This is a genomic window from Klebsiella scottii (genome assembly GCF_036561945.1).
GTDB classification, from domain to species: Bacteria; Pseudomonadota; Gammaproteobacteria; order Enterobacterales; family Enterobacteriaceae; genus Klebsiella; species Klebsiella scottii.
On the sequence record NZ_JARXNI010000020.1, the window covers coordinates 2,989,166 to 3,007,738 of the forward strand.

At 58.8% G+C, this 18,573-nt stretch carries 18 protein-coding genes; 11 read left to right on the top strand and 7 right to left on the bottom strand.

The genetic code is table 11. The annotated features are described in order from the left end of the window. Nucleotides 1-90 precede the first annotated feature (90 nt). On the bottom strand, nt 91-1,476 hold the full coding sequence (gene cysS, locus QFI97_RS21710; protein ID WP_095094559.1) for a cysteine--tRNA ligase: 1,386 nt from the start codon (nt 1,474-1,476) through the stop codon (nt 91-93). Between the two features lie 173 nt (nt 1,477-1,649). On the opposite strand from cysS, the gene ppiB reads away from it, so the two are divergent. The 5 genes from ppiB (at nt 1,650) to mnmH (ending at nt 5,751) form a co-directional block, all read left to right on the top strand. Then, nucleotides 1,650-2,144: a peptidylprolyl isomerase B gene (gene ppiB / locus QFI97_RS21715; RefSeq protein ID WP_095094557.1), complete on the top strand. Its 495-nt coding sequence runs from the start codon at nt 1,650-1,652 to the stop codon at nt 2,142-2,144. 3 nt (nt 2,145-2,147) lie between these two features. Continuing rightward, nucleotides 2,148-2,870 (top strand): UDP-2,3-diacylglucosamine diphosphatase, encoded by a 723-nt coding sequence (gene lpxH / locus QFI97_RS21720; RefSeq protein WP_095094555.1) that lies wholly within the window; start codon nt 2,148-2,150, stop codon nt 2,868-2,870. A 119-nt stretch (nt 2,871-2,989) separates the two neighbouring features. After that, the gene (purE, locus tag QFI97_RS21725) at nt 2,990-3,499 is read left to right on the top strand and encodes a 5-(carboxyamino)imidazole ribonucleotide mutase (RefSeq protein ID WP_346431970.1); all 510 of its coding nucleotides are present in this window, start codon (nt 2,990-2,992) and stop codon (nt 3,497-3,499) included. After that, nucleotides 3,496-4,563: a 5-(carboxyamino)imidazole ribonucleotide synthase gene (purK, locus tag QFI97_RS21730; protein ID WP_346431971.1), complete on the top strand. Its 1,068-nt coding sequence runs from the start codon at nt 3,496-3,498 to the stop codon at nt 4,561-4,563. The genes purE and purK overlap by 4 nt, the downstream gene beginning before the upstream one ends. A 111-nt stretch (nt 4,564-4,674) precedes the next feature. Continuing rightward, nucleotides 4,675-5,751 (top strand): tRNA 2-selenouridine(34) synthase MnmH, encoded by a 1,077-nt coding sequence (gene mnmH / locus QFI97_RS21735; RefSeq protein WP_346431972.1) that lies wholly within the window; start codon nt 4,675-4,677, stop codon nt 5,749-5,751. A 60-nt stretch (nt 5,752-5,811) separates the two neighbouring features. Here the strand turns inward: mnmH and QFI97_RS21740 are convergent, their stop codons facing one another. From QFI97_RS21740 to ybbA, 3 genes are all read right to left on the bottom strand, one after another. Then, nucleotides 5,812-6,957 carry a porin gene (locus tag QFI97_RS21740; RefSeq protein WP_095094546.1) on the bottom strand — a complete coding sequence of 382 codons (1,146 nt, stop codon included), beginning with the start codon at nt 6,955-6,957 and terminating at the stop codon, nt 5,812-5,814. A gap of 334 nt (nt 6,958-7,291) precedes the next feature. Further along, on the bottom strand, nt 7,292-9,706 hold the full coding sequence (gene ybbP, locus QFI97_RS21745; RefSeq protein ID WP_346431973.1) for a putative ABC transporter permease subunit YbbP: 2,415 nt from the start codon (nt 9,704-9,706) through the stop codon (nt 7,292-7,294). Continuing rightward, on the bottom strand, nt 9,703-10,389 hold the full coding sequence (gene ybbA, locus QFI97_RS21750) for a putative ABC transporter ATP-binding protein YbbA (RefSeq protein WP_041144387.1): 687 nt from the start codon (nt 10,387-10,389) through the stop codon (nt 9,703-9,705). The genes ybbP and ybbA overlap by 4 nt, the downstream gene beginning before the upstream one ends. On the opposite strand from ybbA, the gene tesA reads away from it, so the two are divergent. Genes tesA through QFI97_RS21765 form a run of 3 tightly spaced genes read left to right on the top strand, consistent with a single transcriptional unit; the run spans nt 10,357 to nt 12,695 of the window. Beyond that, nucleotides 10,357-10,983, top strand: a complete 627-nt coding sequence (tesA, locus tag QFI97_RS21755; RefSeq protein WP_095094542.1) for a multifunctional acyl-CoA thioesterase I/protease I/lysophospholipase L1 — start codon at nt 10,357-10,359, stop codon at nt 10,981-10,983. The genes ybbA and tesA overlap by 33 nt on opposite strands. Beyond that, complete coding sequence (locus QFI97_RS21760) at nt 10,973-11,782, top strand: SDR family oxidoreductase (protein WP_346431974.1); 810 nt, start codon at nt 10,973-10,975, stop codon at nt 11,780-11,782. The genes tesA and QFI97_RS21760 overlap by 11 nt, the downstream gene beginning before the upstream one ends. A 58-nt stretch (nt 11,783-11,840) precedes the next feature. Further along, the gene (locus tag QFI97_RS21765; RefSeq protein WP_095094538.1) at nt 11,841-12,695 is read left to right on the top strand and encodes a thioredoxin family protein; all 855 of its coding nucleotides are present in this window, start codon (nt 11,841-11,843) and stop codon (nt 12,693-12,695) included. An 87-nt stretch (nt 12,696-12,782) separates the two neighbouring features. Here QFI97_RS21765 and fetB read toward each other — a convergent pair whose 3' ends face one another. Next, nucleotides 12,783-13,565, bottom strand: coding sequence for an iron efflux ABC transporter permease subunit FetB (gene fetB, locus QFI97_RS21770; RefSeq protein ID WP_095094536.1), 783 nt, complete (start codon nt 13,563-13,565; stop codon nt 12,783-12,785). Next, the gene (fetA, locus tag QFI97_RS21775) at nt 13,552-14,229 is read right to left on the bottom strand and encodes an iron efflux ABC transporter ATP-binding subunit FetA (RefSeq protein WP_095094534.1); all 678 of its coding nucleotides are present in this window, start codon (nt 14,227-14,229) and stop codon (nt 13,552-13,554) included. The genes fetB and fetA overlap by 14 nt, the downstream gene beginning before the upstream one ends. 137 nt (nt 14,230-14,366) lie before the next feature. Between fetA and QFI97_RS21780 the strand changes: the two genes are divergently transcribed. Next, nucleotides 14,367-15,284: an SPFH domain-containing protein gene (locus QFI97_RS21780; RefSeq protein ID WP_045854276.1), complete on the top strand. Its 918-nt coding sequence runs from the start codon at nt 14,367-14,369 to the stop codon at nt 15,282-15,284. Next, on the top strand, nt 15,281-15,745 hold the full coding sequence (locus QFI97_RS21785) for an NfeD family protein (protein ID WP_331834189.1): 465 nt from the start codon (nt 15,281-15,283) through the stop codon (nt 15,743-15,745). The genes QFI97_RS21780 and QFI97_RS21785 overlap by 4 nt, the downstream gene beginning before the upstream one ends. Here the strand turns inward: QFI97_RS21785 and cueR are convergent. Beyond that, nucleotides 15,742-16,152: a Cu(I)-responsive transcriptional regulator gene (cueR, locus tag QFI97_RS21790; RefSeq protein WP_095094530.1), complete on the bottom strand. Its 411-nt coding sequence runs from the start codon at nt 16,150-16,152 to the stop codon at nt 15,742-15,744. The genes QFI97_RS21785 and cueR overlap by 4 nt on opposite strands. Before the next feature lie 286 nt (nt 16,153-16,438). On the opposite strand from cueR, the gene QFI97_RS21795 reads away from it, so the two are divergent. Beyond that, on the top strand, nt 16,439-18,571 hold the full coding sequence (locus QFI97_RS21795) for a TonB-dependent receptor plug domain-containing protein (RefSeq protein WP_346431975.1): 2,133 nt from the start codon (nt 16,439-16,441) through the stop codon (nt 18,569-18,571). Nucleotides 18,572-18,573: the final 2 nt, after the last annotated feature.

Here is an 18,573-nt window from a genome sequence, read left to right on the forward strand (position 1 = left end):
CCTGAAGGTCCGGCATTTTTATTTCGCTTAATTTATTTCGCGCAAGGCTCTGACATCCCCGGACGCCTCGCCCGGGGTACGGCTCCAGGCCTACTTGCGGCGCCAGGTGGTGCCCTGAGCGCCATCTTCCAGCACGATACCCATCTCGTTGAGACGGTCACGCGCGGCGTCCGCTGCGGCCCAGTCCTTCGCTTTACGCGCATCGAGACGCTGCTGAATCAGCGCTTCAATCTCAGCCACTTCGCCATCATCCGCCTGCGCCCCGCTCTGCAGGAACACGTCCGGCTCCTGCTCCAGCAGGCCCAGCACGCCGGAGAGCTTACGCATATGCGCCGCCAGCGCGTTCGCCGCCTGCGCATCTTCGGTTTTCAGACGGTTCACTTCGCGCGCCATATCGAACAGCACCGAATAGGCTTCCGGGGTGTTGAAATCATCGTCCATCGCTTCCACAAAGCGCGCTTCAAACGCCTCGCCGCCGGCCGGGGCTACGCTGCTGTCGGTACCGCGCAGCGCGGTGTACAGCCGCTCCAGCGCAGAACGCGCCTGCTTCAGGTTCTCTTCGCTGTAGTTCAGCTGGCTACGATAGTGGCCGGACATCAGGAAGTAGCGGATGGTTTCGGCATCGTAGAACTTCAGCACATCGCGCACGGTAAAGAAGTTGCCCAGCGATTTCGACATCTTTTCGCGGTCAATCATCACCATGCCGGAGTGCATCCAGTAGTTCACGTATTCACCGTCGTGCGCGCAGGTAGACTGCGCGATCTCGTTTTCGTGGTGCGGGAACATCAGATCCGAACCGCCGCCGTGAATATCAAAATGGTTGCCCAGCTGTTTGCAGTTCATCGCCGAACATTCGATGTGCCAGCCCGGACGCCCTGCGCCCCACGGAGACGGCCAGCTCGGCTCACCCTCTTTCGACATCTTCCACAGCACGAAGTCCATCGGGTTACGCTTGACGTCAACCACGTCAACGCGAGCGCCCGCCTGCAGCTGCTCCAGATCCTGGCGCGACAGCTGACCGTAGTTCGGATCGGTCGGAACCGAGAACATCACGTCGCCGTTATCCGCCACGTAGGCGTGCTCGCGGGCGATCAGCTGCCCGGTGATTTCAATAATTTCCGCAATATGATGCGTCGCGCGCGGCTCAAGGTCCGGGCGCAGAATATTCAGCGCATCAAAATCTTTATGCATTTCGCCAATCATGCGATCGACCAGCGCCACGAAGCTTTCGCCGTTCTCATTCGCACGCTTAATGATTTTGTCGTCAATATCGGTAATGTTGCGCACATACTTCAGCTTATAGCCGAGGAAGCGCAGGTAGCGAGCCACCACGTCAAAAGAGACAAAAGTACGGCCGTGACCGATGTGACAGAGATCGTAAACGGTGATACCACACACGTACATGCCAACTTCCCCGGCATGAATAGGTTTAAACTCTTCTTTTTGGCGCGTCAGTGTATTAAAAATTTTTAACATCGAAGATTCCGTGTAAACGTGTGTAGTGATAAGCCGCGTATTCTAACCTGAATTCAACCCCGAAGCAGCACACAATGCAAGGTGATCCAACCCCGCGGTTATGCTATAACAGCCCCCTATGTCACGCCCAACCTTGGGTTCAAGCACCACAATCATCGGAACAGGATGCAAAAATGGTTACTTTCCACACTAATCATGGCGATATCGTAATCAAAACCTTTGACGAAAAAGCGCCGGAAACAGTTAAAAACTTCCTGGACTACTGCCGCGAAGGTTTCTACAACAACACCATTTTCCACCGTGTTATCAACGGCTTTATGATCCAGGGCGGCGGTTTTGAGCCGGGCATGGAGCAGAAAACAACCAAGTCTCCGATCCAGAACGAAGCTAACAACGGTCTGAAAAACACCCGCGGTACTCTGGCGATGGCCCGTACTCAGGCGCCGCACTCCGCCACCGCGCAGTTCTTCATCAACGTGGCTGATAACGACTTCCTGAACTTCTCTGGTGAAAACCTGCAGGGTTGGGGCTACTGCGTATTTGCTGAAGTCGTTGAAGGCATGGACGTGGTAGACAAAATCAAAGCGGTTTCTACCGGCCGCAGCGGCATGCATCAGGATGTGCCGAAAGAAGATGTGGTGATCAAAAGCGTCAGCGTCAGCGAATAATTCGTGGCGACACTTTTTATTGCAGACCTGCATCTGCAAACCGAAGAACCGGCGATCGTCGCCGGTTTTCTCCGCTTTTTACGCGGCCAGGCCCGCGAGGCGGACGCGCTCTATATCCTCGGCGACCTGTTTGAAGCCTGGATCGGCGATGACGATCCTAACCCGCTGCATCAGGAAATCGCCGCCGCGCTCAGCGCATTGACCCGCTCCGGCGTCCCCTGCTTTTTCGTCCACGGCAACCGCGATTTTCTTATCGGCCAGCGCTTTGCCCGCGCCTGCGGTATGACGCTGCTGACGGAAGAGAACGTGCTCGATCTCTACGGTCGCCGCGTTTTAATTATGCATGGCGACACCCTCTGTACCGACGATGCCGGCTATCTGGCGTTTCGCGCTAAGGTGCATACGCCGTGGATCCAACGTCTTTTCCTTGCCCTGCCGCTGTTTATTCGCCGCCGTATCGCCGCTAAAATGCGCGCCAACAGCACCGCGGCCAACAGCAGTAAGTCGATGGAGATTATGGACGTTAACCAACAGGCGGTAGTGGCGACCCTGGAAAAGCATCGCGTACAGTGGCTGATCCACGGTCATACCCATCGCCCGGCCATCCACCAAATGGAGGCTAACGGCATGCCGGCTTTTCGCGTGGTCCTCGGCGCGTGGCACAGCGAAGGTTCGATGGTCAAAGTCACCAAAGACGACGTTGAACTGATCCCTTTCCCGTTTTAATTATCGCGCTATTTTCCGCCGACATCAGCCTACGCAACCGTTTTCCTCGCCCGTATATCGTGTTATTCTCTGTGGCCTCTAAAGCAGTGTGAAGCACACCCACAGGAGTTTTAAGACGCATGTCTTCCCGCAATAATTCGGCGCGTATCGCCATCGTGATGGGGTCCAAAAGCGACTGGGCTACCATGCAGTTTACCGCAGAAATCCTTGATGCCCTGAACGTTCCGTACCATGTTGAAGTGGTCTCCGCGCACCGTACTCCCGATAAGCTGTTCAGCTTCGCCGAAGACGCGGAAAGCAACGGCTATCAGGTGATTATTGCCGGTGCGGGCGGCGCGGCGCATCTGCCGGGCATGATTGCGGCGAAAACGCTGGTCCCGGTCTTAGGCGTGCCGGTACAGAGCGCTGCGCTGAGCGGCGTTGACAGCCTCTACTCCATCGTCCAGATGCCGCGCGGGATCCCGGTCGGCACCCTGGCCATAGGTAAAGCCGGCGCCGCCAACGCCGCCCTGCTGGCGGCGCAGATTCTGGCGGTGCACGACGCCGAACTGCACCAGCGCCTGAGCGCATGGCGCCAGGCGCAAACCGATGAAGTGCTGGATAATCCGGACCCACGGGGTGCGGCATGAAGCAGGTTTGTATCCTCGGCAACGGCCAGCTCGGCCGCATGCTGCGCCAGGCCGGAGAGCCGCTGGGTATCGCGGTCTGGCCGGTTGGCCTTGAGGCCGATCCTGAAGCGGTGCCGTTTCAGCAAAGCGTCATCACCGCTGAAATCGAGCGCTGGCCGGAAACGGCCCTCACCCGCGAACTGGCGCGTCACCCGGCGTTTGTTAACCGCGACGTGTTTCCCATTATTGCCGATCGCCTGACGCAAAAGCAGCTGTTCGACAGGCTGGACCTGGCCACCGCGCCGTGGCAGCTGCTGGCGGATAAAAACCAGTGGCCGGAGATTTTCGCGACCCTGGGCGAGCTGGCTATCGTTAAACGCCGCGTGGGCGGCTACGACGGGCGCGGCCAGTGGCGTCTGCGTGAGAACGACTGCGCGCAGCTGCCCGACGATAACTACGGCGAATGCATCGTCGAACGGGGAATTAACTTCTCCGGCGAAGTGTCGCTGGTTGGCGCCCGCGCTCAGGATGGCAGCACGGTGTTCTATCCGCTGACCCGCAACCTGCATCAGGACGGGATTCTGCGGACCAGCGTGGCCTTCCCGCAGGCCAATGCCCGCCAGCAGGATCAGGCCGAAGGCATGCTGTCCGCCATTATGGAAGAGCTGAAATACGTCGGCGTCATGGCGATGGAGTGCTTCGTCACCGCCGATGGTCTGCTGATCAACGAGCTGGCCCCGCGCGTGCACAACAGCGGCCACTGGACGCAGAACGGCGCCTCCATCAGCCAGTTTGAGCTGCATCTGCGGGCCATTACCGACCTGCCGCTGCCGCCGCCGGTGGTCAACAGCCCGTCGGTGATGATCAACCTGATCGGCACCGATCTCAATTACGACTGGCTGAAGCTGCCGCTGGTGCACCTGCACTGGTATGACAAAGAGGTTCGTCCGGGCCGCAAAGTGGGCCACCTGAACCTCACCGACAGCGATACCGACCGCCTGAGCGCCACGCTCGAAGCGTTAAAGCCGCTGCTGCCGCCGGAGTACGCCAGCGGTATTTTCTGGGCGCAGTCACAGCTTAACTAAGCCTTTCGTGCCGGGGGAAGCGCGTTATTCCTTCCCCGGCACGCCTTCAGGCGCGTAGAATCCCTCCTTCGCTTTACAGAAAATCTCGGTTTCACTGCAAAAGGAAGACCCATGAATAATGGGACGGATTACCGCGCAATTCTCGCCGCGGATACCCCACTCATTGACGTACGCGCCCCGGTTGAATTCAGCCAAAGCGCTCTCCCCGCAGCGCTCAACCTACCGCTGATGGACGATGAAGAACGCGCCGCCGTCGGCACCTGCTATAAACGTCAGGGGGCAGAAGCCGCCCTGGCGCGCGGCCATCGCCTGGTCAATGGCGACATTCGCGCCCAACGCATGCGGGCGTGGCGTGAAGCCTGCTTACGCAATCCTCAGGGCTATCTTTGCTGCGCCCGCGGCGGCCAGCGCTCGCACATTGTTCAGCAGTGGCTGCGCGAATCGGGCGTCGATTATCCGCTGATCGTCGGCGGCTATAAGGCGCTGCGCCAGGCCGCCATCCAGCTGACGCAGGAGCTGGTCCAGCGCTCGATAGTGCTTATCGGCGGCTGCACCGGCAACGGTAAAACTCAGCTGGTCGGCACGCGGCCCGACGGAATCGACCTCGAAGGGCTCGCCCACCATCGCGGCTCATCGTTCGGGCGGACGCTGCGCGACCAGCATGCTCAGGCAACGTTTGAAAACCACCTCGCGGTCGCAATGCTGAAAAAAGCGGCCAGCCAGCGCCGCTGGGTGCTGGAGGATGAAGGGCATATGATAGGCGCCAACCATCTGCCGGAATGCCTGCGCGAGCGCATGGCGCAATCGCCGCTGGCGGTGGTGGAGGACCCGTTTGACGTCCGCCTGGCGCGCCTGCGGGAGGAGTATTTTGACCGGATGCACCGCGACTTTATAGCCGCGTACGGCGAAGATCGGGGCTGGCAGGAGTACAGCGCGTATCTGCACCACGGCCTGTTTGCTATCCGCCGTCGCCTGGGGCTCCAGCGTTTTGCTCAGCTCACCGCCCTGCTTGATGACGCGCTGGCTGAACAGCTGCGTACGGCGAGCACCGATGCGCATTTTGCGTGGCTTGTTCCGCTATTGAAAGAGTACTACGACCCAATGTATCGCTATCAGCTGGGTAAAAAGGCAGAGAAGATTATCTTTCGCGGAACCTGGCAGGACGTCGCCTCCTGGCTGGCGCGGTAGCCCGCGTAAACGCAGCGCAAGCCGGGATTTTCGGCATCGCGCTGCGCGGGAGGTCGCGGTTTAGAAGTCGTAGCGCAGACGCACCAGGTTCATATCGCCCAGGTTGTCGGTGCTCGAAGTAAAGACGTGTTCGTAATCAACGCGGAAGCCATAATCCAGCTGGAAGCTGATCCCCAGACCGTTATCAATGCGCTGGTAGTTACGTCCGTTCACGTATTCCAGGCGGTCGCCCATAAAGTACGGCTGAACGGATTTAAGCGCGTACTGGCCAACCGGGATTTTATAGCCCGCAAAGTACTCAATACCCCAGGCATCGCCGGCGAAGTAGTTATTCACATCGGCTTTTTTGGTGGTCAGGAAGTTCTGATACCAGCCGCCGCCGAAGGAGAAGGTCCAGTTATCCGGCGTCCAGCTTAGGGCGGTACCGAGGATATTTTGGTCATAGGTTTTATTCTCAGCGCTGGACGGATCGCGCATTTCGGCACGCGTATAGTTCCACGCCGTACCCCAGGTCAGGTCCTTCATGATGTGATAATCCACGCCAACGGAGCCCCCGCCTTTACGCTTATAGCGCAGGCCATTCCCCGGCAGATACTCATTATCTTCAAACAGATAAGAAGCATAAAGATCGACGTCGCCGGCAGATTTCTTATACTTGAGCATATTGCGCGAGCGGTAAGAACCATCGTAATCGCCGTTGATCCCGTTACCCGGCGCCTGGGCGATCATGTCGTAATCCCAAATATCCGTCTTGGCGCCGACCACATCGTAATAAATACTGTTTTGCTGACCGTAGGTTAGCGTCCCCCAGGTGTCGCTCTTCAGCCCGGTATACAGCATACGGCGAGAGGTGTTATTAGCGCCTTCCGCATAGTGATTATCCCAGTCGAACAGCGCCGGAATATTGACCCCCAGTTCGTAATAGCTGATCCAGCTAATATCATCAAACAGATAATAATCAGCGGCGAAGCGGAAACGGGTACCGCCGTCGAAACCGTTACGCTTATAGGAGCCTTTATCGCCATCGCCGGACATCATGTTGAACTGCGGACGAATACTTCCGCCGACGGTGAAGTTCAGGCGGCTTAACGGGTCGCCGGCCTGCGGATCTTGTTTCAGCAGCGTAATCTCAGCCTGGGAAGCAAAAGAAGTCACTGCCAGTACTGCGCCGATCGTCATCGCCAGCGCTTTTATTTTATGTGCCATGCTTTTTCCTTGAGTAATAAGCAACCTTATATTTGCAAGGTGAATATTAACCGTGATTACGAACGTCGTGTTGTCTCGTTTTTAAGCTTTCGTGCTCTTAAAAATCAGTGACTTATCATTTTGTGCCGTTAAAAGAAAGCCGCCGCGAATTTCATCAAACCGTCATGCAAATGCACTATCTCCGTCGCGCCGCCGCCACGCTTTCAGGGGCGCGCTTTGCCGTCGCAGAGCAATGAATGAACCGCTAACCGCGCGTCAGGCTTAAACGGAACGCAGTAAAAAGCCCGGGGCGTTGGTACTCAACCCCGGGCCTGCAGATGCCAAGCGCGCTGAATTACTGGCTAAACTGGCGGAACAGCGCTTTGCCTTTTAACAAACGCAGCCCCAGCCAGCCGCCGCACAGGGAGAGCAGCAGCGCCCCGCAGAGCGGCAGCATCACCCACAATCGCCAGTCCGGAGACCAGGGGAAATCAAAGACTTTGGTTTGCAGCATCGCCAGCGCCACCTCAGCCCCTATCGCCGCCACGATCCCGGACACCACGCCCAGCAGGGCAAACTCCGCCCATAGCGTGGTGCGCAGCAGCGACTTTCCGGCCCCCAGCGTGCGCCAGACCACCAGCTCCTGATAGCGCTGGCGCATCCCGACCTGAACCTGCGCCAGCAGCAGTAAAATACCGCAGGCGGTCACCAGCACCACCATCACTTCCAGCGCGCGGCTGACCTGAGTCAGTACCTGACCCACCTGACGCAGAATGGCGCCAATATCCAGCAGGCTGACGGTCGGGAATTCTCGGTTCAGCTGCGTCAACATGCCGCTGCCGTTATCCCAGCGGAAGCTGGTCAGCCAGCTCTGCGGCTGTCCGTCGAGCGCGCCCGGCGGGAAGATAAAGAAGAAGTTTGGCCGCAGGCTCTCCCAGTCAACTTTGCGCACGCTGGTCACCTTAGCGCTGAAGTCCTGGGTATCGCCGGTAAAGGTGACGCTATCGCCGAGCTTAACCCCCAGGCGCTGCGCCAGCCCCTCCTCGATCGACACTTCACCCGCTTTTGGCGGCCAGGCGCCGGCCACCAGCGGATTATGATCCGGCCTGTCGTCGCTCCAGGTCAGGTTCAGCTCGCGATTCAGCGCTTCGTCCTTATTGCCCTCCGTCGCCTGGCCGTTAATCTGCGTCAGGCGCGCGCGGACGATGGGGTAGAACTCCGTCGCCGCCGTCTGGTTCCCGGCGAGGAAAGCTTTGACCGGCGCGACCTGATCCGGGGCAATATTAATCAGGAAGTAGTTGGGGCTTTCCGGCGGCAGCTGCTGCTGCCAGCGATCCAGCAGATCGCCGCGCAGCACCAGCAGCAGGGCGAGCAGCATAAACGACAGCGAGAACGCCGCCAGCTGGCTTAGCGTCGACCACGGCTGGCGCAGCAGCCGGTTGACCGCCAGGCGCAGCGGCAGCGCCTTCAGCGTCACCCGCTTCAGCAGCCACAGCAGCCCCCATCCCAGCAGGCCGCACAGCAGCGCCAGCACCACCGCGCCGGCCAGTACCGCCCACAGCAGCGGGCTGCCGCCCATCAGCCACGCCAGCAGGATAACCACCACCGCGCACACCAGCGGAATATAGACCTTCAGCGGCCAGACGTTAGCCACCACGTCCTGACGAAGTACCCGCAGCGGCAGCGTCGCCAGCAGCAGCCGATAGGGCCGCAGGCCCACCAGCAGCGAAATCACCGCCATCGCGCCAATCGCCCACAGCCACGGCCAGAGGCTGGCGGCCGGCAGCGCGCCCGGGAGAACCGGTTTCAGCATCACCAGCAGGATCTTCTCCAGCCCCATCCCCATCGCGCCGCCGGCAATCGCCGCCAGCGCCAGCAGCATCAGCCACTGCCCGACGATCAGCTTGCGCAGCTGCGCCCGCCCGGCGCCTAAGGTTTTAAGGATCGCCACCAGATCGTAACGGCTGCGGCAGTAGTGGCTCATGGCTACCGCCACCGCCGCCACCGCCAGCAGGAGCGTGAGCAGCGCCGAGAGCAGTAAGAACTGCTGCGAGCGTTCGAGCGATTTACCCAGCGCGCTGTCATCCTGTTCCAGGCCAATCCAGCGGTGTTCCGCCCCCAGCTTTGGCAACAGCCACCGCTCATACTCCGCCAGCTGCGGCGCGGTTCCGGCGAACTTATAGCGCCAGGAGACGCGGCTGCCGGGCTGCACCGCCCCGGTCTTTGCCACATCGGCAGTGTTCATCATCAGCCGCGGCGCCATCTGAAAAGGATTGAACCCGGCGTCCGGCTCCTGAATCACTTCGCCGGCAATGCGCAGCGTGGCGTCGCCGACATCAATGGTATCGCCGGTTTTTAAATTCAGCAGCGCCATTAATCGCGGGGCCAGCAGCACGCTGCCCGCCTGCGGTTTTAAGCCCGGCGGCTGGGTTTCCAGCTGACCGTAAAGGGGATAGGTGTCGTCAACCGCCTTGACGTCGGCCAGCTGCGGCGTATCGCCGGCAAAGGTCATGGTGGCGAAGCTGAGCTGCTCGCCGACCGTTAATCCCAGCCGACGCGCCTGCGTGAGCCAGTCGGCGGGGACCTCGCGCGAGCTGCGCAGCGTCCGGTCCCCGGCCATAAATTCACGGCTCTGCTGGCTCAGCCCCTTTTCCATGCGATCGCTTATCGACCCCAGCGCCAGCACGCAGGCCACCGCCAGGCTCAGCGCCAGCCAGACGATCAGCAGCGATGGCGATCGCCATTCGCGCCAGAACCAGCGGGCAATCATGCTTCCTCCCGCAGCTGACCATCAACCAGCCGCAGCCGCCGGTCGCAGCGCGCCGCCAGCAGCGGATCGTGCGTCACCAGGATCAGCGTCGTACCGTGTTCGCGATTGAGCGAAAACAGCAGGTCGGCAATTTTATCCCCGGTCTGCCGATCGAGGTTGCCGGTCGGCTCATCGGCAAACAGCAGCTCCGGACGCCCGTTGAAGGCGCGGGCCAGCGCCACCCGCTGCTGCTCGCCGCCGGAAAGCTGCGCCGGCAGATGGTTCAGGCGTTTACCCAGCCCCAGCTGCTCCAGCAGCGCCCTGGCGCTGCCCCGACTCTGGCTGTCGCTCTCGCCGCGCAGCAACGCCGGAAGCTCGACGTTTTCCAGCGCATTGAGGGTCGGGATCAGCATAAAGGACTGAAAAACAAAGCCGATGTGCTTCGCGCGCAGCTGCGCCCTCGCCTCTTCGTCCATGCGGTGCAGCGGCTGCCCGAGTAAAGAGACTTCACCGCCGCTGCCGTCGTCCAGCCCGGCAAGGATCGCCAGCAGCGTGGATTTGCCGGAACCCGACTCGCCAATCAGGGCGATGGTCTGCGCCGGTTTGACAACCAGCTCAACTCCGGTGAGGATGGAAAGCTGATGCTCTCCCTGACCGACGGACTTCTTAAGATGATGAACTTCAAGTATGTTTTCCGCTGGCATTTGCCTTTCCTGTTTCTGGTCCTGTTTACCTGCCGCGCGATGGCGGCGGACACGCTGTTAGTTCTCGGCGACAGTCTGAGCGCCGGCTATCGAATGGCGGCCAACGCCGCGTGGCCTGCGCTACTTAACGATAAGTGGCAGGCAAAAACGCCGGTAGTTAACGCCAGCATCAGCGGCGACACGTCGCAGCAGGGGCTGGCGCGTCTGCCGGCGCTGCTTAAACAGCATCAACCGCGCTGGGTGCTGGTCGAACTGGGCGGCAATGACGGACTGCGCGGCTTCCCGCCGCAGCAAACGGAGCAGACTCTGCGCACCGTTTTGCAGGATATCAAAGCGGCGAATGCCCAGCCGCTGCTGATGCAAATTCGCCTGCCCGCCAACTATGGGCGTCGTTATAATGAAGCCTTTAGCGCAATGTATCCCGCACTGGCCAAAGAGTTTGATATTCCTCTGTTACCCTTTTTTATGGAAGAGGTCTATCTGAAGCCACAGTGGATGCAGGATGATGGAATCCACCCCAACCGCGACGCCCAGCCGTTTATTGCCGACTGGATGGCGACGCGGCTGGCTCCCTTAGTTAATCATGACTCCTGATCCTCAGGGGTTGTTTGCAGGTAAAGTTATGCAAAAAACGGTTTTAGTTACAGGATGTTCCAGCGGTATTGGCCTTGAAAGCGCGCTCGATCTGAAACGTCAGGGCTTTAACGTTCTGGCCGCCTGCCGCAAGGCTGACGACGTTGCGCGGATGCAGGAACTCGGACTGACCGGTATTTTGCTGGATCTCGACGATCCGCTGAGCGTGGAGCGCGCTGCGGCAGAGGTTATCGCCCTGACCGAGAATCGGCTGTATGGCCTGTTTAATAACGCCGGTTACGGCGTCTATGGCCCGCTGATCGCCGTTAGCCGCCAGCAGATGGAGCAGCAGTTTTCCACCAACTTTTTTGGCGCCCACCAGCTCACCATGCTGCTGCTTCCGGCTATGGAGCCGCACGGCGAGGGCCGTATCGTGATGACCTCCTCGGTCATGGGGATCATCTCCAGCCCCGGTCGCGGCGCCTATGCCGCCAGCAAATACGCGCTGGAAGCCTGGTCCGACGCCCTGCGCATGGAGCTGCGCTATAGCGGCATTAAGGTCAGCCTGATTGAGCCGGGGCCGATTCGCACCCGCTTTACGAGCAACGTCAATCAAACCCGGAGCGATAAGCCGGTGGAAAACCCCGGTATCGCCGCGCGCTTTACCCTCGGGCCGGAGGCGGTGGTGGAAAAAGTGCGCCATGCTTTCGTTAGCGATAAACCCAGGCTGCGCTATCCGGTGACCTTAGTCACGCACGCGGTGGCCCTGCTCAAACGCCTGTTGCCAACGCGGATGATGGACAAAATTATCCAGGGCTGAGTTGAAGCTCCGGCCGTCGCCCCCATGTATACAAAAAATTGATTAAAGAGATGCGCTTATGTCAGTACAGAATATTATCAACATTACCGAAGCTAACCTGCACCAGACGCTGGAACAATCCGTTACCGCGCCGGTGCTGTTTTATTTCTGGTCCGCGCGCAGCCAGCACTGCGAGCAGCTGACGCCGGTTCTGGAAAGTCTGGCGGCGCAGTACAACGGTCAGTTTACGCTGGCGAAGGTGGACTGCGATGCCGAGCAGATGCTGGCTTCGCAGTTTGGCCTGCGCTCGATTCCAACGGTTTATCTGTTCCAGAACGGTCAGCCGGTAGACGGCTTTGAAGGCCCGCAGCCGGAGGCCGCCGTCCGCGCGCTGCTTGATAAAGTGCTACCGCGCGAAGAAGAGTTAAAAGCCCAGCAGGCGCTGGCGCTGATGCAGGAAGAGAAGTACGCCGAAGCCCTGCCGCTGCTGAAAGAGGCGTGGCAGCTCTCCGCTCAGGAGAGCCAGATTGGCCTGCTGCTGGCGGAAACGCTAATCGCCTTGCACCGCTCCGACGAAGCCGAAGCGGTGCTGAAAACGGTTCCGCTACAGGATCAGGATACCCGCTACCAGGGGCTGGTTGCGCAGATTGAGCTGCTCAAGCAGGCGGCCGATACGCCGGAAATCCAGCTGCTCCAGCAGCAGGTTGAGCAAAATCCGGAAGACGCGGCGCTGGCGGCTCAGCTGGCCCTGCAGCTGCATCAGGTTGGCCGCAACGAAGAGGCGCTGGCTCTGCTGTTCAGCCATCTGCAGAAAGATTTAGACGCCGGCGACGGCCAGGTGCGCAAGATGCTGCAGGAAATTCTTGCCGCCCTCGGCACCGGCGATGCGCTGGCCGCGAAATATCGCCGTCAGCTCTACTCCCTGCTGTACTGATCGTTACGCCCAGGCGGCGCTTCGCTGACCGGGCTACGGCCCCCCGTAGCCCGGGTCAGGCGTCCAGCGCCTTCTGCGGGAACGACGCTACTCGCTCTTTTTCAACTGCGTCACCACCAGCTGGTGACGAGGGTTAAAGAATTTCCGGTAGGTCAGATAGCCAGCGATGATTGTTGATAAGCTGGCGGTCGATAGCAGCATAAATGTGACCATTATCTGATACTTAATCGCTTTAACCGGGTCTATCCCGGCAAAAATCAGCCCCGACATCATCCCCGGCAGGCTCACCAGCCCCACCGTTTTCGCCGAATCGATGGTCGGGATCAGCGCGGCGCGAATGCTGTCGCGAATTAATCTGGCCGAGGCCATCTTTGGCGTCGCGCCGAGGCTCAGCTTCTCCTGAATTTGCTGCTGTTCGCTGCTGAAGCGCTGGCCCATATTGTTGTAGCACAGCCCCACCGCCACCATCGCGTTGCCGGCGACCATGCCGGCAATAGGGATCACCTGCATCGGCACGAAAGAGATCGATCCGGAGAAGACCAGCACCGCCAGCGTAAGCCCTGCGCCGGTGGTAATGGCGATAAATGATGAGATGAAGGCCTTATCGATATATTTGCTGCGCTTTTGCGCATTCCACGCCGCGTTAAAACAGATAAACAGCACCATAAGCAGCGTCAGCAGAACGTGATTAACGTTGAAGATATATTTCAGCACGTAGCCGACGATAATCAGCTGCACCACCGCCCGACAGATGCTCCAGACGATATCTTTCTCCAGCGCCAGCTTTTCGCGATAGCTCACCACGATGGCTACCAGTACCAGCACCATCGACAGGGCCAGCGATTCGTTAGTGATATTATGCCCGTTCATTGATAACCTCCTGACCGCCTGCGCTAGCCGGCTGCAGCGTCATCACTTCATCGGCGTGGTCGATTTCATTACGGTCATGCGTCACCCACAGCACCGCAATATTCTTTTCCGTCACATAGCGATGAATAATATCGTTAACGTTGCGCTTATTGCTGTCATCCAGCGCGCTGGTAATTTCATCGAGCAGCAGCACCTGCGGCAAAAACTGCAAATTGCGAATAAGCGAAACGCGCTGCTTTTCTCCCCCGGAGAGTTCGTTGATCGATTTGCCCAGCGTATTTTCCGCCAGCCCAAAGCGGCGTAAATCGGCAACCAGCGCCTGCGGGTCCGGCTGCTGGTGGCGAATTTGCCAGGGAAAAATGAGATTGTCATAGACCGAGTCGCCAAATAGCGCCGGAGTTTGCGCGCAGTATGAGACCTGCTGGCGGTAGGTTTCCGGCGATAGCGTATTGATATCCTTGCCGGAATAAAAAATCTTCCCGCTGGTCGGGCTAAGCAGCGAGGCGATAATTTTAAGCAGCGTGCTTTTACCGCAGCCGGAGGGCCCGGTAATCAGCTTAAATTCCCCGGCGCTCAGCTCGAGATTAATATTATGCAAAATGATCGACTTATCGACCTGAAAGCCAACATCCTCAAGGCGCAAGATAGCGTTATTTTCCTTCATTATCGTTCCATATATTTCCCAAAACCCGACTAGTTTACTCCACTTTTCTTTCGCCAGGATGAGGAGAAAGATATACTCGGTTTAAACATGCGTCACTTTGCTGACGTCTGGCAGGCAATTAAACAGGAGGTTTTTTGATGCTAATTTTTATCCCCGTTCTTATTTTCGTCGCGCTGGTTATCGTTATTGCCGGAGTGAAAATTGTTCCGCAGGGCTACCAGTGGACCGTCGAACGCTTTGGCCGCTATACCATGACTCTCCAGCCGGGGCTGAGCCTGGTGGTACCGTTCATGGACCGCATCGGGCGAAAAATTAATATGATGGAGCAGGTGCTGGATATTCCCTCGCAGGAGGTTATTTCGCGCGATAACGCCAACGTCACCATTGATGCGGTGTGCTTTATTCAGGTTATTGATGCGCCGAAAGCGGCCTATGAAGTCAGCAACCTGGAGCTGGCGATTATCAACCTGACGATGACCAACATCCGTACCGTACTCGGCTCGATGGAGCTCGACGAAATGCTCTCCCAGCGCGACAGCATCAACACCCGCTTGCTGCATATCGTCGATGAGGCCACCAACCCGTGGGGGATCAAAATCACCCGCGTGGAAATTCGCGACGTGCGCCCGCCGGCGGAGCTTATCGCCTCGATGAACGCCCAGATGAAGGCCGAGCGAACCAAGCGTGCCTATATCCTGGAGGCCGAAGGGATACGTCAGGCGGAGATTCTGAAAGCCGAGGGCGAAAAGCAGTCACAAATTCTGAAAGCAGAAGGCGAGCGCCAGTCGGCGTTCCTGCAGGCGGAAGCGCGTGAACGTTCGGCGGAAGCGGAGGCTCGCGCCACCCAGATGGTCTCTTCCGCTATTGCCTCCGGGGATATTCAGGCGATTAACTACTTCGTTGCGCAGAAATATACCGACGCGCTGCAGCAGATTGGCGCATCAAATAACAGCAAAGTCGTGCTGATGCCGCTCGACGCGACCAGCCTGATGGGCTCTATCGCCGGAATTAGCGAACTGCTTAAAGAAGGCGCCGGCGAACGGAAAAAACTATGATTGCGATGATACTGGTTCATCCGCACCTCTTCTGGCTCAGCCTCGGCGGGCTGCTGCTGGCGGCGGAGATGCTAGGCGGCAACGGTTATCTGCTGTGGAGCGGCGTTGCCGGGGTGATCACCGGCGCCCTGACCTGGATGCTGCCGCTGGACTGGGCGTGGCAGGGCGCGCTGTTTGCCGCGCTGACCCTGCTGGCGGCCTGGCTATGGTCGCGCTGGCTGCGCCGCCAGGTGAAGCGGCAGAAGCCGGCCGACGCCCAGCTTAACCAGCGCGGGAAGCAGCTGGTTGGCCGTATCTTCTCGCTGGAGACGGCGCTGGTTAACGGCCGCGGCCACGTGCGCGTCGGCGACAGCTCATGGCCGGTAGTCGCCGACGAGGACCTCACCGCCGGCAGTAAGGTCGAGGTGCTGGCCGTTGAGGGCATCACGCTGCGGATCAGGCTCGCCCCTCCCCACCGCTAAACCTGCGCCTTGCGATGGCAGCAGCCGGAGAGATTGTCGATAATCGGGCAGTCCGCGCCGTCATCGCCGGGACAGGACTCCGCCAGCGCCAGCAGGTGGCTACGCATGCTCTGCAGCTCGCTGATATGGCGCTCAATATCAGCGACTTTATCCAGCGTTCTGCGTTTTACGTCGGCGCTATGCCGCGACGGGTCGTTAAACAGACCGACCAGTTCGCGGCACTCCTCCAGATTAAAACCGACCTGGCGCGCCTGGCGCAGCAGGGTCAGCTCGTCCAGATGCCGCTGGCTGTAGCTGCGGTAGCCATTTTCACTACGCAGCGGCGGCGTCACCAACCCCTTCTCTTCGTAGAAGCGAATCGCTTTACTGGTTAAGCCGGTCCTTTTTGCCACATCGCTGATATTCATCGCCTCTGCACCTCGCTGCCTCTCGCACTGCTCCTATTGTAGGACCATTCGCGCAATAACCAACCCTATGTGGAGAGGAAAAATATAAGCCATATTTTTTATCATGTTAACCGCGCCTGTGCTTTCCCATAATGTGATGAATCTCACAAAAAAGTATTTACGCACCGTTCGAAATTGACCCACATCAAAGGTGCATTCCATTTACCCCTTAGCGTCTGGACGTTCACTTTAGAAACAAATATAAATGCGAATGATATTAGTTATCATTATAATAAAGGTTACTCTAATGGTGAAAAGGACAAACCGGGGGAGCATGCTACTCTCCAGCCTGTCGTTGTTTGTTGCCGCTAACGTTTCTGCGGCAACCCCGGCCAGCACAGCCAAAACGGCCGACGAAGAGACGCTGATCGTCACGGCTAATCGTACCGAATCGAGCCTCTGGGAAAGCCCGGCGACCGTTCAGGTTATCGACCGGGATACGCTAAATAACTCAACCAGCGTCTCTATCGCCGACGATCTGCGGGATATCCCCGGCGTTGAAGTGACCGATAACTCTCTGGCCGGACGTAAACAAATCCGCATCCGCGGCGAGGCCTCCTCGCGCGTGCTGATTTTGATTGACGGTCAGGTAGTCAGCTATCAGCGCGCCGGGCAGAACTACGGCGTCGGGCTGCTGATCGATGAATCCGCGCTGGAGCGGATCGAGGTGGTAAAAGGCCCCTACTCGGTACTGTACGGATCGCAGGCCATCGGGGGCGTGGTTAACTTTATCACTAAAAAAGGCGGGGATAAGCCCGTCGCCGGGACGGTGAAGGCCGTTTATAACTCGGCGACTGCGGGCTGGGAAGAGTCCGCTGCGGCCTGGGGCAGCATCGGCCAGTTCGACTATCGGATCAACGGCAGCTACTCCGACCAGGGCAACCGCGATACGCCGGACGGCAGATTGCAGAACACCAACTTCCGCAACAACAGCCAGGGCGTCTGGCTTGGCTACAATCTCGATCGCCATAAATTCGGCCTGTCGCTCGACCGCTACAAAACCTCCACGCAAACCTGGTTTGACGATCCGGACGGCCAATATGAAGACTTCAGCGTTCGTATTCCGAAGCTGGAACGCGAAAAAGTCGGCGTGTTCTATGATTACGACGCCGACGGCGATTACCTGAAAAAAATTCACTTCGACGCCTACAGCCAGACCATTGAGCGTAAATTTGAAAACCGGATTAAGACCACCCAGCCGATCCCCAGCCCGGCGATCCAGGCGCTGACGGTCAGTAACCAGACCAATACCAACGATAAGCAATATACCCAGGGCGTAACGCTGCAGGGCAACTTCTCCCTGCCGGCGAACAATGAGCTGGTTATCGGCACCCAGTATCAGCATGACAAAGTGAAGCAGGATACCAGCAGCAGCACGCGCCAGACGGCGGCGACCGGCGCATTCGATATCCAGACCCATACGCTGTCGCATACTGAAGCGGAACAAAGCAACGCCTCGGTGTTTGCCCAAAACGACTGGCGCTTCGCCGATGACTGGACCTGGACCGTTGGCGCGCGTCAGTACTGGCTCTCCTCTGAGCTTAACCGCAACGACAGCCAGAGCGGCACGGTCAGCCAGTCAATGGGCGGAAAATCAGCGCATGACGATAAGCTGGTCACCTCGACCAGCCTGCGCTATTCCGGCTTTAAAGATATTGAACTGCGCGCGGCGTACGCCCAGGGCTACGTCTTCCCGACGCTGACCCAGCTGTTTATGCAGACCTCGGCCGGCGGCGGCATCACCTATGGCAACACCGGCCTGAAGGCGGAACACTCCAACAACTATGAGCTGGGCGCCCGTTACAAAGGCAATATGTGGCTGGTTGACGGCGCGATTTACTACTCCGAAGCCAAAGACTATATCGCCAGCCTCGCCTGTTCGGGTCAGGCGATTTGCAACGGCAACAGCACCTCTTCACGCGGCGAGTACTTCTATTACGACAATATCGATCGCGCCAAAACCTGGGGGATGGAGCTGACGGCGGAGTACAACGGCTGGGCCGTTTCGCCCTATCTGAGCGGCAATCTTATCCGCCGGCAGTATGAAGGCGAAGCCATTAAAACCTGGGATACCGGCGAACCTACCGTGACGGGAAGGGCTGGCCTTAAGCACACGCTGCTGCTGAATAGCGCCAACGTGACCTCCGATCTCTTCGTGCGCGCCGCCTCCAGCGCCAACGATAAAACCGGCACCAGGGAGATTCGCTATCCGGGCTGGGCAACGCTTAACCTCGCGTTCAATACCGAGTTTGGCCCGCAGGAGCAGTATCAGGTCAACCTGGCGCTCAACAACCTGACCAACAAACGCTATCAAACCGCCCATGAAACCATTCCGGCGGCCGGATTTAACGCAGCGGTCGGTTTTGCGTGGAACTTCTGATG